Annotated in this window: 13 protein-coding genes; 11 read left to right on the top strand and 2 right to left on the bottom strand. The window is 63.1% G+C overall.

The features are described from left to right. Window positions 1–162: 162 nt before the first annotated feature. From nosR to AD659_RS21070, 6 genes are all read left to right on the top strand, one after another. Entirely contained in the window at window positions 163–1,530 is a 1,368-nt protein-coding gene (gene nosR, locus AD659_RS21095) for a response regulator c-di-GMP phosphodiesterase, NosR family (protein ID WP_053124743.1), read from the top strand. Window positions 1,531–1,696: 166 nt separating this feature from the next. Beyond that, window positions 1,697–1,861, top strand: coding sequence for a hypothetical protein (locus AD659_RS29860; RefSeq protein ID WP_156330594.1), 165 nt, complete (start codon window positions 1,697–1,699; stop codon window positions 1,859–1,861). A 542-nt stretch (window positions 1,862–2,403) separates the two neighbouring features. Further along, window positions 2,404–2,745, top strand: coding sequence for a DUF6124 family protein (locus AD659_RS21085; protein ID WP_053124739.1), 342 nt, complete (start codon window positions 2,404–2,406; stop codon window positions 2,743–2,745). A gap of 447 nt (window positions 2,746–3,192) precedes the next feature. Beyond that, window positions 3,193–3,609, top strand: a complete 417-nt coding sequence (locus AD659_RS21080; RefSeq protein WP_053124737.1) for an NUDIX hydrolase — start codon at window positions 3,193–3,195, stop codon at window positions 3,607–3,609. A gap of 24 nt (window positions 3,610–3,633) precedes the next feature. Next, a complete protein-coding gene (locus AD659_RS21075; protein WP_053124734.1) occupies window positions 3,634–4,272 on the top strand; it encodes a LysE family translocator in 639 nt (212 codons plus the stop codon). Further along, window positions 4,269–4,766: a GNAT family N-acetyltransferase gene (locus AD659_RS21070; protein WP_053124732.1), complete on the top strand. Its 498-nt coding sequence runs from the start codon at window positions 4,269–4,271 to the stop codon at window positions 4,764–4,766. Before AD659_RS21075 ends, AD659_RS21070 begins: the two co-directional genes overlap by 4 nt. 127 nt (window positions 4,767–4,893) lie before the next feature. Here the strand turns inward: AD659_RS21070 and metR are convergent, their stop codons facing one another. Continuing rightward, complete coding sequence (metR, locus tag AD659_RS21065) at window positions 4,894–5,811, bottom strand: transcriptional regulator MetR (protein ID WP_053124730.1); 918 nt, start codon at window positions 5,809–5,811, stop codon at window positions 4,894–4,896. 109 nt (window positions 5,812–5,920) lie between these two features. On the opposite strand from metR, the gene metE reads away from it, so the two are divergent. Continuing rightward, on the top strand, window positions 5,921–8,281 hold the full coding sequence (gene metE, locus AD659_RS21060; RefSeq protein WP_053124728.1) for a 5-methyltetrahydropteroyltriglutamate--homocysteine S-methyltransferase: 2,361 nt from the start codon (window positions 5,921–5,923) through the stop codon (window positions 8,279–8,281). Between the two features lie 146 nt (window positions 8,282–8,427). Next, window positions 8,428–9,447, top strand: a complete 1,020-nt coding sequence (locus AD659_RS21055; protein ID WP_053124726.1) for an alpha/beta fold hydrolase — start codon at window positions 8,428–8,430, stop codon at window positions 9,445–9,447. 193 nt (window positions 9,448–9,640) lie between these two features. Here the strand turns inward: AD659_RS21055 and AD659_RS21050 are convergent, their stop codons facing one another. After that, window positions 9,641–10,522: a LysR substrate-binding domain-containing protein gene (locus tag AD659_RS21050; protein WP_053124889.1), complete on the bottom strand. Its 882-nt coding sequence runs from the start codon at window positions 10,520–10,522 to the stop codon at window positions 9,641–9,643. 160 nt (window positions 10,523–10,682) lie between these two features. Between AD659_RS21050 and AD659_RS21045 the strand changes: the two genes are divergently transcribed. The 3 genes from AD659_RS21045 (at window position 10,683) to AD659_RS21035 (ending at window position 15,085) form a co-directional block, all read left to right on the top strand. Then, on the top strand, window positions 10,683–12,320 hold the full coding sequence (locus AD659_RS21045) for a 5-guanidino-2-oxopentanoate decarboxylase (protein WP_053124724.1): 1,638 nt from the start codon (window positions 10,683–10,685) through the stop codon (window positions 12,318–12,320). Then, complete coding sequence (locus AD659_RS21040) at window positions 12,317–13,765, top strand: aldehyde dehydrogenase family protein (protein ID WP_053124722.1); 1,449 nt, start codon at window positions 12,317–12,319, stop codon at window positions 13,763–13,765. The genes AD659_RS21045 and AD659_RS21040 overlap by 4 nt, the downstream gene beginning before the upstream one ends. Before the next feature lie 216 nt (window positions 13,766–13,981). Then, on the top strand, window positions 13,982–15,085 hold the full coding sequence (locus AD659_RS21035; RefSeq protein WP_053124720.1) for an ABC transporter substrate-binding protein: 1,104 nt from the start codon (window positions 13,982–13,984) through the stop codon (window positions 15,083–15,085). Window positions 15,086–15,203: the final 118 nt, after the last annotated feature.

The following is a 15,203-nucleotide window of genomic DNA, read 5'->3' as shown; positions in this document are numbered from 1 at the left end:
GAGTATTCGGCCTGTACATGGCCCTTCATGGGGTACAGCATAGTCGTCTGATCGGGATGCGCTCGGCCACTGATGGCAAATGTGTCTAAATATTCGCAATCTACTAGCCTGTATTTTGGGGCTAAGGTAGAACGGTTGTCGTGAATGAGGAGGGGGTTTCAAATGGAAGATCAATCGCCGGAAGTTCCGGTAAAGAAGCCGGCGGTGCTGCTGGTCGATGACGAAGAGTCGATTCTCAATAGCCTGCGTCGGCTATTGCGCAGCCAACCGTACGAGATCCTGCTGGCCGACAGTGGCGCCAAGGCGCTGGAAATTCTCAAGGAGCGGCCGGTCGACCTGGTGATGACCGACGCGCGCATGCCGAACATGGATGGCGCCACGTTGCTGGCCGAAATCCGCAAGCTGTACCCATCGACCTTGCGCATCCTGCTCACCGGTTATGCCGATGTGGACATGATGACCAAGGCCATCAACGAGGGGCAGCTCTATCGCTACCTCAGCAAACCCTGGAACGATGAGGAACTGGTGCAGGCCTTGCGCCAGGCCCTGGCCCACCAGCATTCCGAAAGCGAGCGCCAGCGCCTCGAAGCGCTGAACCGCGAGCAGAACCTGCAACTCAAGACCCTGAACGCCACCCTGGAAAAACGCGTGGCGTCGCGCACCTCCGAGTTGCAGCAGACCGCCGACATGCTCGACCTAGCCTATGACGAGCTCAAGCGCAGTTATGTGACCAGCACCGAGGTGTTTTCGCTGATCGCCAACCTGCGCCTGCCCAAGGCGAAGCAGACCAACCGGCAGATCATCGAGCTGATCCGGGTCTACAGCCGGCTCAACTTTCTCGACGAGTCCACCGACCGCGACCTGACCATGGCCGCGGCGCTCTACAACATCGGCAAGCTGAGCTGGACCGACAACATGATGGTCACGCCCGCCGACATGCTGCACCACACCGAACTCGATCTCTATCGGGCCTATCCCAAGCAGAGCGAATCGCTGCTGATGACCCTGGATCCGATGAAGGACGCGGCGCGGATTATCCGCCATCACCAGGAGCGCTGGGATGGCAGCGGCTTTCCCGAGCACCTTCGCGGCGAGGCCATTCCGTTTGGCTCGCGGCTGTTGAAACTGGCGGTGGACTTCATCGAGCTGCAGCGCGGGTTGATCCTGGAGCGGCAGATGAACAGCGACGAAGCGCTGGTCTACATCCGCAAGTACGCCGGCAAGCTGTACGACCCGGACATGATCGAGGATTTCATCAAGGCCTGTGCCGAATACCTGGAGGACGTGACCCTGTCCGATCCGACGGTACAAGTCTCCACCACGCGCGAGTTGACCGCGGGGATGATCCTGGCGCGCAACCTCAATGCCGACAATGGCATGTTGTTGCTCAATGCGGGCAAGGTGCTGAGCGGTCCGTTGATCGAAAAACTCATCGCCTTCGAAGCGATGGAAGGCGCGCGGTACAGCGTGTTCGTCAAGATCCCCGAAGAGGCGGCCGACCCTTCGGCGCCGAAGCCGATCTTGGGGTGACTGGGTTCTGGATTGGATTGGATTGGATTGGATTGGATTGGGTACATATCCGTTGCTGCGGTAACGGCCACTTAGGGTTCCGCCCTGACGGCGGCTCACTTTTGAAGAGCGCAAAAGTAAGCAAAACGCTTCTGCCCCACCACTCGGTGCCTCGCTAGGGCTCGGCATGCCCTCACTCCGGCATTGCTCCGTGGGCCGCCGCGAAGGGCCATCCATGGCCCAGCGCGGCTACCTCGGCATCCATGCCGAGGTGCCCACTGCGCAATACCTGCGTTCGGCCATCGTGGTTAACGGGGCGCCCGAGATCAACGTCCATTCCGAGGCGGCCTGATAGCCGACCTGGTTCTGGGTGGGACCGCGTTCCTCCTGTGGGAGCGAGCCTACTCGCGAAGACGGCGGCACATTCAACATGGATGCAAGCAGACCCATCGCTATCGCGAGCAAGCTCGGCTCCCACAGGGATCGGCGGTGGACACGGATCTTATAAACGACCAAAAACCTGTGTGGGAGCGAGCTTGCTCGCGATGGCGGCCTGACAGCCGACCAGGATTGTGGGGATGGTCGGACAATCCTCCGGGTTGCAGCAGATTTTTCCGACGAACTCTGGCGGTTGCCGGGTGGGAAGGGCTGTCGCTAGTCTTTTTCCGTCGCTGCAAATTCAGCGACCGGGCTTGGAAATCCGATAAGTAGACGGCGCGAAAGCGCCCTTCATGACGTATGCTTGCGGTCGTTTTTTGACCATGCTTTCGTTATGGCGGCTGTGCGCGGGAGACCTTCGGGTCTGTCGGGCTCGTTTACCCCGGTTTTCCAACCTGCGTACGGCTGCCACCCCTCGCTTGGAAACGAACGTGGCAGCTCCAACCTGTAGACGGAGTGTCACCCTATGTTCAAAGCCACCCCAATCCCCCCGAAACCGATCCCCAAGAACTCGATGAAGCCGCCAAGCGCGCCATCGACCACTATCTCGACCCCAAACCTCAAGCCAAAAAGAAAAAGCCCTCTGGTCAACTGTTCACCGTCGTGGACGGTGTCGACACCGAAAGCCTGCTGGCCAACCTCAGCGAAACTTTGGCCTCAGCCGATGCCATGGTCAGCGACCTTGCCTTCGACCTGAAAGGCTCGCGACGCCATGTTGCCCTTGGCATTCAGCAACTGATCGAGCTGGGCGCTTTATTGGCGAACCGGATGCTGGATAACGTCAATACACAACCCTGACCACACCGCGCGCAAGCTTTGCTCCCACAGATCTGATGGGTGTACGACCGGAAGAACCAGGTCGGCTACCAGGCCGCCTCGCGGTGGACGTTGATCTCGGGCGCCCCGTTAACCACGATGGCCGAACGCAGGCATTGCGCAGTGGGCAACCCGGCATGGATGCCGGGTTAGCCGCGCTGGGCCATGGATGGCCCTTCGCGGCGGGCCCACGGAGCAATGCCGGAGTGAGGGCATGCCGAGCCTAAGCGAGGCACCGAGTGGTGGGGCAGAAGCGTTTTGGTTACTTTTGCGCTTCTCAAAAGTGACCCGCCGTAAGGGCGGAACCCTAAGCCGCCGTTACCGCAGCAACGGATATGTACCCAATCCAATCGGTCGCACCAGACTTTGCTCCCACCCCTACGCACTGTAATCTCCCCACCATTTCCCCGGCCAAGGCTTCGATCACTCATGACCACTTCCCTCATCCGCATCGCCGCCGCCCTGTTGCTCGGGCCGGACGGGCGGACCCTGCTGGTGCGCAAGCGCGGCACCCGGGCCTTCATGCAACCGGGTGGCAAGATCGAGGCCCATGAGCAACCGGTGCAGGCGCTGGCCCGTGAGCTGGAAGAAGAACTGGGGTTGCGGATCGACCCGGCCCAGGCCCGCCACCTGGGCGTGTTCTGTGCGCCGGCGGCCAACGAGCCGGGGTTTACCGTACAGGCCGAGGTGTTTTTGCTGCGCATCGACGCCCCGGTTTCGCCGGCGGCCGAAATCGAAGAGGTGTGCTGGATCGACCCGGCCGGCGACAGCGATCTTTTACTGGCACCGTTGACAGGCGAGGTGATCCTGCCGTTTTATCGAGCGACACATCCGACCACTTGCTGATTCACGCCTCAAGGACTGACGCCCATGATCCCATTGCCGGACCTGTTGATTTTCGCCGCCGCCGCGTTGCTGATGGTACTCACGCCCGGCCCGAACATGATCTACCTGATTTCCCGTTCGATCTGCCAGGGCCGCAAGGCCGGCGTGACGTCGTTGCTCGGCGTGGTGGCCGGGTTCTTCGTGCATATGTTCGCCGCCGCCGCGGGGCTGACGGCGGTGTTCCTGGCGGTGCCCATGGCCTATGAAGTGTTGAAATGGGCCGGCGCGCTGTACCTGTTGTGGCTGGCCTGGCAGGCCGTGAAACCGGGCGCGCGTTCGCCCTTCGAAGCCCAGCAACTGCCGGCGGACTCGACGCGCAAGCTGATTACCATGGGGTTTCTCACCAGTGCACTCAATCCGAAGATCGCGGTGTTCTACCTGTCGGTGTTCCCGCAGTTCATCAGCCCGGAACACGGTTCGCTGTTCACCCAGAGCATCATCCTGGGGCTGACCCAGATCAGCGTCAGTTTCAGCGTCAACCTGCTGATCGCCCTGTTCGCCGCCGGGATTGCCTCGTGGTTCGTCCACAACCCGAGCTGGCTGGCGGTACAGCGCTACTTCATGGGGTTTGTCCTCGGTGCGCTGGCGTTGCGACTGATGCTTGAGCAACGGCGTTCGGCGTGAACATTCGACGCCTGCGGGCCGGCGATGCCGAGTTGTATCGCGAGCTGATGCTCCAGGCATACGCCCTGCACCCGCAGGCCTTCACGTCCAGCGTCAGCGAGCGGGCGGCGCTGCCCATCAATTGGTGGGTGTCACGCCTGGGCAGCCGGCTCGATGTGCTGCTGGGGGCGTTTGTCGAACAGGAACTGGTCGGCATCGTCGGCCTGGCCCTGGAGCCGCGGGAGAAAGCCCGGCACAAGGCGCTGCTGTTCGGCATGTACGTCGCCGATGAACATCGCCATCGCGGGCTCGGCTACCAACTGGTACAGGCCGCCCTCGACGAAGCCCGGCGCCACTCCTTCCTGCGCCTGGTGCAACTGACCGTCACCGCCGGCAACGACCCGGCGCTCAAGCTCTACCAGCGCTGCGGCTTCGTCCTGTACGGCCTCGAACCGATGGCGATCCGGGTGGACGACGAGTACCTCGACAAAATCCATATGTGGCTAGAACTTTGAGCTAACCACCGGTTTGAATGTGGAGCTTTTGTGGCGAGGGAGCTTGCTCCCGCTGGGCTGCGCAGCAGACCCGTTTGTGGCCGCTTCGCGCCCAAGCGGGAGCAAGCTCCCTCGCCACAAAAAGCAGTCAGCGCACGGCACTGACACCGTCGAGGGTGGAAAATGACGTGTCCTTGGCCGTCAGCAAAAAGTCGCGCATGTACGGTGCGTCGAGCATGTCGGTGCGTACCGCTGCGTACAGCGTGGCGAACAAGCCTTTCTCCCCCAGCCGCTTGGCTTTCACGTAGCCCCGTGAGCTGTATTCATGCAGCGCCCAGTGCGGCATGCCGCAGACGCCACGGCCGCTGGCCACCAGTTGCATCATCATCACCGTCAGTTCAGACGTGCGCACCTGGGCCGGTTCGATGTCGGCCGGCTCCAGGAAGCGGGTGAAAATGTCCAAACGGTCTCGTTCCACCGGGTAGGTGATCAGGGTCTCGCTGACCAAGTCCTCGGGCACGATGTAGGGCTTGCCCGCCAGCCGATGCTGGTTGGCGACGGCGAGCATCGCTTCGTAGGTGAACAGCGGCACGTACGTGATGCCGGCCAGTTCCAGCGGGTCGGAGGTCACCACCAGGTCGAGGTCGCCCCGGGCCAGGGCCGGCAAGGGCGCGAAAGCGAAGCCCGAGGCCAGGTCCAGCTCGACTTCCGGCCAGGCATCGCGGAACTGGTCGATGGTCGGCATCAGCCACTGGAAGCAGCTATGGCACTCGATGGCCATGTGCAGGCGCCCGGCAGTGCCGCCCGCCAGCCGCGCGATGTCCCGTTCGGCACTGCGCAGCAACGGCAGGGCGGCATCGGCCAGTTGCAACAGGCGCAGGCCGGCGCTGGTGAACCGTACCGGCTTGGTCTTGCGCACGAACAACTGCATGCCCAGGCGCTCTTCCAATTCCTTGAACTGGTGGGAGAGGGCGGACTGGGTCAGGTGCAGGCGTTCGGCGGCTTCGACCAGGCTGTCGGCTTCGCGCAGGGCATGCAGGGTCTTGAGGTGACGGAGTTCAAGCACCGGAGTTGCTCCATGAGTAAAACTTGTGATCAACACGAAAAGGTTGAGTTTGTCTCATGTGGGTCGAGCTGTCGACAATGGCGCCATCTTTTACAGGAGGACGCACACCATGGCCCTGGCCCACACCCTCGGTTTTCCCCGCATCGGCGCCGACCGCGAACTGAAGAAAGCCCTCGAAGCCTACTGGAAGGGCGACCTGGCCCCGGCCGCGCTGCAAGCGGTGGGACGCGAACTGCGGGCCCGGCACTGGCAACTGCAGAAAGACGCCGGCATCGACCTGCTGCCCGTCGGCGACTTCGCCTGGTATGACCAGGTGCTCAGCCACACCTTGACCCTGGGCGCCGTCCCACAGCGTTTCCACGGCACCTTGAATGCCCAGGGCCGGCCGACCCTCGACACCCTGTTCGCCATGGCCCGTGGCGCCACGGCCAGCTGTTGCGGTGCCGAGCACGGCCAGGCGCAATACGCCCAGGAGCTGACCAAGTGGTTCGACACCAACTACCACTACCTGGTCCCGGAATTCTCCGCCGACCAGACCTTCGCCCTGAGCTGGGAACAGTTGTTCGACGAAGTGGACGAGGCCCATGCCTTGGGTCACCAGGTCAAACCGGTGATCATCGGCCCATTGACCTACTTATGGCTGGGCAAAGCCAAGGGCGAGGCGTTCGACAAGCTCGATCTGTTGGAACGCCTGCTGCCGGTCTACGGTGAAATCCTCAACCGTCTCAAGGCCCAAGGCGTGGAGTGGGTGCAGATCGACGAACCGATTCTCACCCTCGACCTGCCTCAGGCGTGGAAGAACGCCTTCGAGCGGGCTTACCACATCCTCCAGTACTCGCCATTGAAAAAACTCGTGGCCACCTATTTCAGTGGCCTGCAAGACAACCTCGGCCTGGCGGTGAGCCTGCCGGTGGACGGCTTGCACATCGACGCGGTACGTGACCCGGAGCAGCTGGGCCAAGTACTGGACCGCCTGCCGACCTACAAGATTCTCTCGGTGGGCCTGGTCAACGGGCGCAACGTCTGGCGTTGTGAGCTGGAACAGGCGCTCGCGCAGTTGCGACCGGCCCAGGAACGTTTTGGCGACAACCTCTGGGTCAGCACTTCGTGCTCGTTGCTGCACAGCCCGGTGGACTTGGAACGGGAAGACCGGCTCGATCCGGAACTCAAGAGCTGGCTCGCCTTTGCCGTGCAGAAGTGCGGTGAAGTCGCGGTGCTGCGCGATGCGCTGAACGATCCACAAGCGCCCGCCGTGCAACAGGCGTTGAGCGACAGCCGCGCGGTGCAGGCCCGTCGCGCCGGCTCGGCGCGCATTCACAAAGCCGAGGTCCAGGCGCGCCTGGCGGCGATCGGGCCACAGGACAGCCAGCGGCATTCACCGTTTGCCCGGCGCATCGAACGCCAGCGTGCACGCCTGGCGTTGCCGACCTTTCCCACCACCACCATCGGCTCCTTCCCGCAGACCCCGGCCATTCGCCTGGCGCGCCAGGCCTACAAGCAAGGCAAGTTGTCGGCCAACGACTATCAGGACGCCATGCACACCGAGATCCGTCATGCCGTGCAGATCCAGGAACGCCTGGGCCTGGACGTACTGGTGCACGGTGAAGCCGAGCGCAACGACATGGTCGAATACTTCGCCGAGCAACTGGATGGCTACGCCTTTACCCGTTTCGGCTGGGTGCAGAGCTATGGTTCGCGGTGTGTGAAACCGGCGATCATCTACGGCGATATCAGCCGCCCGAAGGCGATGACCGTCGACTGGATCCGTTACGCGCAAAGCCTGACCGACAAGGTCATGAAAGGCATGCTCACCGGTCCCGTGACCATGCTGATGTGGTCGTTTCCCCGCGAGGACGTGTCGCGCCAGGTCCAGGCCCGACAACTGGCCCTGGCCCTGCGTGACGAAGTGCTGGACCTGGAGAAAGCCGGGATCAAGATCGTGCAGATCGACGAGGCTGCATTCCGTGAGGGCTTGCCGCTGCGTCGCGGGGAGTGGCAGGCGTACCTCGACTGGGCGGTGGAAGCGTTCCGCCTGAGCGCGTCGGGTGTGGGCGACGAAACGCAGATCCACACCCACATGTGCTACAGCGAGTTCAACGACGTGATCAAGGCCATCGCCGACATGGACGCCGATGTCATCACCATCGAGACCTCGCGTTCGGACATGGAGTTGCTGGAAGCATTCGAAGCGTTCGACTACCCGAACGACATCGGCCCGGGCGTCTACGACATCCACTCGCCACGGGTGCCGGATACGGCCGAGATGGTTGCGCTGATGAGCAAGGCGGTAAAACGGATCGCCGCCGAGCGGCTGTGGATCAACCCCGACTGCGGGCTGAAAACCCGGGGTTGGCCGGAAACGGAAGCGGCTCTGGTGAACATGGTCGCGGCGGCGCGGCAGTTGCGTGTAGGAGCTGTCGAGCGAAGCGAGGCTGCGATCTTTCCCCAGACAATTGAGTCAGAAGTATAAAAAACAGCAGATCTAGATCAAAAGATCGCAGCCTTCGGCAGCTCCTACGCAATCTTCATCAAACTGTCACGCAACTGTGGCAGCGCGCTTGAACAAACTTCATCAGACTCGCGCTCTACTGGGGTTCTGCGTTTTGGTGTTTGTTCATGCGTATATTCATTTTCCTGGCCGCGCTGTTTTTCGGCCTGCCGTCGATGGCGGCGTCTCGTTGTGATGTCAATGTTGCCACCCAACGTGTCGATCTGGATCAGGTGAGCCTGGCGTACCAGAGCATTGGTCGTGCTTCGGATCCTGCCTTGCTCTTGGTGATGGGCCTGGGTGGGCAGTTGATCCATTGGCCGGACGAAGTGGTGGTCGCCCTGTGCGAGCAGGGTTTCCGGGTGATCCGCTATGACAACCGCGATGTCGGCCTGACCACCTGGCGCCAGGCTCCGGGCAGCGCCAACCTGACCTTTGAAGCCCTGCGCTACAAACTCGGCTTGCCCGTGGCCGCGCCTTATACCCTGACGGACATGGCGGACGACGGGCTGGGGCTGATGGATGCCTTGCAAGTGCAACGCTTCCACGTGCTGGGCGCGAGCATGGGCGGGATGATCGCCCAACACATGGCGGCGATGGCGCCGCAGCGGGTCGAAAGCCTGACGCTGATCATGACCAGTTCCGGTGCCGAAGGCTTGCCCGCGCCCAGCGCCGCGCTGGTGCAGTTGCTGTCGCGGCGCAGTGCGCCGAATCGCGAAGCGGCGTTGCAGCAGCAAGCCGATCTGCTGGCCGCGTTGGGCAGCCCGATGGTAGTGGATGATCGCCAGGCCTTGTTGCATCAAGCCGCCGTGGCCTACGACCGGGCCTTCAATCCCGAAGGCGTGCAGCGCCAGATCATGGCGATCATGGCCGAGCCGAGCCGGGTGGCGCTGCTCAATCAACTGCGGGTGCCGACCCTGGTCGTTCACGGCACCGCCGACCCTTTGTTGCCGGTGATGCACGGCGTGCACTTGGCGGCGCATATCCAAGGCAGCCAATTGAAACTGATCCCGGGCCTGGCCCATCGTTTCCAGGAGGCCTTCAAGGAACCGTTGCTGGGGACGGTGTTGCCGTACCTGCAGCAGCACCGCGAAGACACGTCGCACTGGGCGCAGGTCGAGCCGGCGCAGGCGCCGAACCTGCTCTGATAACCCCAGGTTCTTGAGAACTGCCCAGCTTTTGTGGCGAGGGAGCTTGCTCCCGCTGGGCTGCGCAGCAGCCCCCTAGGGTTCAGCCCAAGGCATCAAGGTGCCTGGTAGGTCATGGGGTCGCTTCGCAACCCAGCGGGAGCAAGCTCCCTCGCCACAGTTTCAGTCGCCCTTGAGGGATCGGGGTTAGCAGCTACCGCGCCCGGGCCTGCTCCACCAACCACTCCATCAATTCCTGCAACGGCCCCGAAGCCTTGGGTTTGTGCGGGTGGACCAGGTGATAACCCAGCCCGGTTCTGACCTTCAGCTCGAACGGCATCACCAGCCGGCCGGCGCTGAGGTCTTCGCCGATCAGCGACCAGTCGCCAATCGCCACGCCCGTGCCCTGGGAGGCCATGGACATCGCCAGGTCCAGGGTTTCGAAATGCTGGCCCTTGCTGACATTGCTCAAACGCACGTCGGCCACGGCCAGCCAGGCGTTCCAGTCGCGTTCGTCGGCGGTGGGATGCAGCAGCAGATGTTGTTGCAGATCGGCGGGTTCACGCAGCGGCACGGGACCCTCCAGCAGCGGGCGGGAGCACACGGGCGTCAGTTGTTCGTCGAACAGGTGCAGGCAGGCCAATGATGCATCGGGCTGCGGGCCGTAGATCACCGCCGCGTCGAACGCCTCACGCTGGAAATCCACGCCGTGCCGGACCGTGGTGGTCAGTTCCACCGGCACGTCCGGTCGTTCCTTCTGCCATTGCAACAGGCGCGGCAGCAACCAGCGCATCACGCAGGTCGGGGCCTTGAGTTGCAAGGTCTGGCGCTTCTCGCCGATCTGCTCGACCGCTTCGCCGATCAGGCTGAACACCTGTTGCACCCGAGGCAGCCACGCCTGGCCCTCGGCGGTCAGGCTCAAGCCGCGTGCCTGGCGCTGGAACAGCGCATAACCCAGATGATCCTCCAGCCCGGCGATCTGCCGGCTCACCGCGCCCTGGGTGATGTGCAATTGTTCGGCGGCGCGGGTGAAGTTGCAGCACTGGGCCGTGATTAGAAAAGTGTGCAACGTCGGCAGCGGTGGGAGTCGTTTCATTTGGATCCAAGCCATGACGTGAGGACATGGCTAGTATGACTTTTTATCCATTGTTGCCGCTATGGCCTGACCGTTCCAATAACGCCATTCCCCCACAGCAAAAGGGGCTCGCCGCTTGTCGTGCGGGGCTCCTTTGCAAGACAAGAAAAAGGCAATGGCAATGGCGACGTGCGGCGAAGTATTGGTCAAGTTACTTGAAGGCTATGGCGTGGAGCAGGTCTTCGGCATCCCGGGCGTGCACACCGTCGAGTTGTATCGCGGGTTGGCCCGCTCAAGCATCCGCCACGTGACGCCGCGTCATGAACAGGGCGCAGGTTTCATGGCCGACGGTTATGCCCGGGTCAGCGGCAAGCCTGGCGTGTGTTTCATCATCACTGGCCCCGGCATGACCAACATCACCACCGCCATGGGCCAGGCCTACGCCGATTCGATCCCGATGCTGGTGATCTCCAGCGTACAGTCACGCAGCCAGTTGGGCGGCGGACGCGGCAAGCTCCATGAACTGCCGAACCAGAGCGCGCTGGTGGGCGGTGTCGCGGCGTTTTCCCACACGCTGATGTCGGCTGCCGAATTGCCCAGTGTGCTGGCCCGGGCTTTTGCCTTGTTCCAGGCCGGGCGACCGCGGCCGGTGCACATCGAGATTCCGTTGGATGTGCTGGTCGAAGACGCCGACGCGCTGCTCGCCAGCGTGCCGGTGAGCATCCACCGCGCCGGTGCCGCCCCGGCGGCGGTGCAACAGATCGCCAGCCTGCTGGCGACGGCGCGACGTCCTTTGATCCTCGCCGGTGGCGGTGCCATCGACGCAGGGGCTGAATTGACGGAACTGGCCGAACGCCTCGGTGCCCCCGTGGCGTTGACCATCAATGCCAAGGGCCTGTTGCCTGCGCGTCATCCGTTGCTGATCGGCTCGACCCAGAGCCTGGTCGCCACCCGCGCGTTGGTGGCCGAGGCGGATGTGGTGCTGGCCATCGGCACCGAACTGGCCGAGACCGATTACGACGTCACTTTTGCCGGTGGCTTCGACATTCCCGGTGCGCTGGTGCGGATCGACATTGACCCGGACCAGACGGTGCGCAACTACCCGCCGCACCTGGCGCTGGTGGCCGACGCCCGTATCGCCGCCCGGGCCTTGCTCGACGAATTGGACCGGCAAGCCTTGGCCGAGCGCCGTGACGATTGGGGGGCGGCGCGGGCCGCCCGGTTGCGCGCGGACCTTCAAGGCAGTTGGGACGCCGCGACCCGCGCCCAGACGATGTTTCTCGACACGGTCTTGCAGGCATTGCCGGATGCGGTATTCGTCGGTGATTCCACGCAACCGGTGTACTCCGGCAACCTGACCTTCAACCTGGAGCGGCCGCGCCGCTGGTTCAATTCCTCCACCGGCTACGGCACCCTCGGCTACGCGTTGCCGGCGGCTATCGGCGCCTGGCTCGGCGGTGTCGACAAGCGACACGGCCGCCCGCCCGTGGTGTGCCTGATCGGCGACGGCGGGTTGCAGTTCACCCTGCCGGAACTGGCCAGCGCCGTGGAGGCGCGCACCCCGGTGATCGTGCTGCTGTGGAATAACCAGGGCTACGAAGAGATCAAGAAATACATGGTCAACCGCGCCATCGAACCGGTGGGCGTGGACATCCATACCCCGGACTTCGTCGGTGTCGCCAAGGCCTTGGGCTGCGCTGCCGAAGCCATCGACGGCGTCGCGCAACTGCACGCCGCGTTACTCGTCGCTTGCGACCGGCAGGGCCCGACGCTGATCGAAATCGACCAGGCAACCTGGATGACACAGGTGGCCAAATGAATTTCCCTACGACGCAAGACGGGCTGTACATCAATAGCGAGTGGTTGGCCGGCGATCAACCGCTGCGGGTGATCAATCCGGCGACCGAAGCGCTGCTGACCACCGTTTATGGCGGCGATGAACAGGCTGTCGATCAAGCCTTGGACGCCGCTACCCAGGCTTTCGGCCCATGGTCGAACACCTCGGGCGCCGAACGCGGCGCGTTGCTGCGCCGTATCGCTGCTGGCGTGCGGGAGACTCGTGAACGGCTGATGCACCTGCAATCGAGCAACAACGGTAAACCGCTGTTCGAAGCGGCCATCGATGTCGACGATGTGGTCGCCACCTTCGAGTATTACGCCGAGTTGGCCGAAGGGCTCGACGTTCGACAGGACAGTCCGCTGGCGTTGCCCAGCGAAGATTTCACCGCACGCCTTCGCCGCGAGCCCTGCGGCGTGGTCGGCTTGATCGTGCCGTGGAATTTCCCGATGGTCACCACCGCCTGGAAACTCGCGCCGGCGTTGGCGGCCGGCTGCTGCGTGGTGCTCAAGCCCTCTGAAGTCACGCCGTTGCCGGAGCTGGAACTGGCTTCGATCATCGCCGGATGCGGCTTGCCTGACGGCGTGTTCAACCTGGTCTGTGGCACGGGCCTGGCGGTCGGCGCGCCGCTGGCGTCAGACCCTCGGGTGGCGAAGATTTCCTTCACCGGCAGCAATGCGGTGGGCGTGCAAGTGATGCAACGGGCGGCGGAAACGGTGAAGGGCGTGAGCCTGGAACTGGGCGGCAAATCGTCCTTGCTGGTGCTGGCCGACGCCGACCTGGACCTGGCGGTGGAGCTGGCCTGTGGTGGCGGCTTTTTCAATGCCGGGCAGATGTGCTCGGCCACCAGCCGCGTGCTGGTCGCCGACGAGCTGGCCGATGAATTCCTGCAACGGCTCAAGCAACGCGCCGAAGCGATCCGCGTGGCCGACCCCTTCGACCCGGACGTGGAAATGGGCGCACTGGTCAACCAGGCGCAATACCAGCAGGTGCTGGGACACATCGACCGTGGCTTGAGCGCCGGGGCGACGCTGGTGTGCGGTGGGCAACGACCCGCGCATCTGACTCGGGGCTTTTTTTTACAGCCGACAATCTTCACCGACGTGCCCCTCGACAGTGCGTTGTGGTGCGAAGAGATTTTCGGGCCGGTGCTGTGCGTACGCCGTTTCAGCTCCCAAGCGGAGGCGATCGCCCTGGCCAACGACAGCCGTTTCGGCTTGGTGGCCAGTGTGATCAGCCGTGATACGACGGCTGCCGAAGAGGTGGCCAACGCCTTGCAGGCAGGGCTGGTGTGGATCAACGCGCCCCAGGTGATTTTCCCCCAGGCAGCGTGGGGTGGTTACAAGCAGAGCAGCCTGGGCCGGGAGCTGGGGCCCTGGGGGCTGGCGGCGTTCCAGGAAATCAAGCATGTGGTACGGGCCGTCTGACGGCACGTTATCAGGTCACGCATGCCTCGAAAAAAGGCATGCGCCAGGGACATGGCTTCAATGAGTTTTTTTCGATAGTCAGGGATTTTGCACAACCTCAGGATGGCCGCAGGCGGCGGCGAAGCCCTTGCGATACGGGGCTTTGACCGGCGTCGAACGGTGCGGGCGCAGCGGTTCTTACCCACCTCATACTTAAAAGAACAAAGGGAGTCCTCCATGGGCGAGCATGATCTGAACAGACGTCAATTCATCAAGACCGCCAGTGTGGTTTCGGTCGCGGCGGCCGCCATGAGCGTGCCTTTCATCAGCGCCCGGGCCAGCGACACGCGGTTCGTCGGCAAGACCCTGCGCCTGCTGACCTGGTCCGATGACACCGGGTTGGCGGCGCTGCGCAATATCGCGGCGACGTTCGAGGCCAAGACGGGGGCCAAGGTCATCGCTGACCGCACCGGCAGCACATCGGAAATGGTTGCCAAGCTCAAGGCGGGTGGTGACCGGCCGCAGTACGACATCATCACCCTGGCCGGCGTCGGCGCCGAGGGCCTGGCCGCTGCCGGGCTGCTGGAAAAGCCCGACCTCAACCGCATTCCCAACCTGGTCGATGTGCCCGCTCAATACCGCACGGGGGCTGGCGGCCATGGCATTGGTTACCTGTTGTGGTGCAACAGCCTGGTCTACAGCACCCGTACCCTGAAACAGGCACCGGACAGCTACGCTGCGCTGTGGGATGCGGAGCTGGCACCGAACATCTTCCTGCCGCCGCCGAACTGGACCGAGGCCATGGACCTGATCATCATCGCCGCCAAGCTGGCCGGCGGTGACGAACACAACATCGAGCCCGGGTTCAAGAAACTCGCCGAGCTCAAGGATCGGGTGATGACCCTGGGGGAAAACCCCAATCAGATCGCCGAACTGTTCCGCACCGGTTCCCTGGACATGGGCGGGTTGTATGCGCCGGCGTTCTTCCCCAAGCAGATCCGCGACCCGGCCTACGGCCTGGGAGCGACGTTCGGCATGAAGGAAGGTTTCTACACCGACCTGATGCTCTCGGTCATGCCGAAAAACCGCCCCGGCGACACCGACCTGGCCTACGCCTTCATCGACCACTCCCTCGACCCGCTGGTGCAGGGCAAGATGGCCGAAGACATCTTCAACGGCCCGGTCAACGCCAAGGCCATCATTTCTAGCGAGGCGCGCAAGAGCCCCTACATCCTCACCCCGGAGCAAATTGCCGACAAGGCGATCATGCATGACAACGCCTTCCTGGCGACGGTGCATGACCAGTGGATTCGCCGGTACACGGAAATCTTTTCTTCCTGAACCTTCCCGAAGATGGAGATGTTGGCTGTGCTGCCGTCATCGCGAGCAGGCTCGCTCCCACAGGGAACTGGGTATCTGAAGATTTGTTTGTTCTGTCGTTTTCCACTGACGAGACCTT

It is taken from the genome of Pseudomonas thivervalensis (assembly GCF_001269655.1).
GTDB lineage: Bacteria > Pseudomonadota > Gammaproteobacteria > Pseudomonadales > Pseudomonadaceae > Aquipseudomonas > Aquipseudomonas thivervalensis.
Note: the sequence above shows the minus strand (reverse complement) of the source record. Positions and strands in the feature narration are given on the sequence as shown.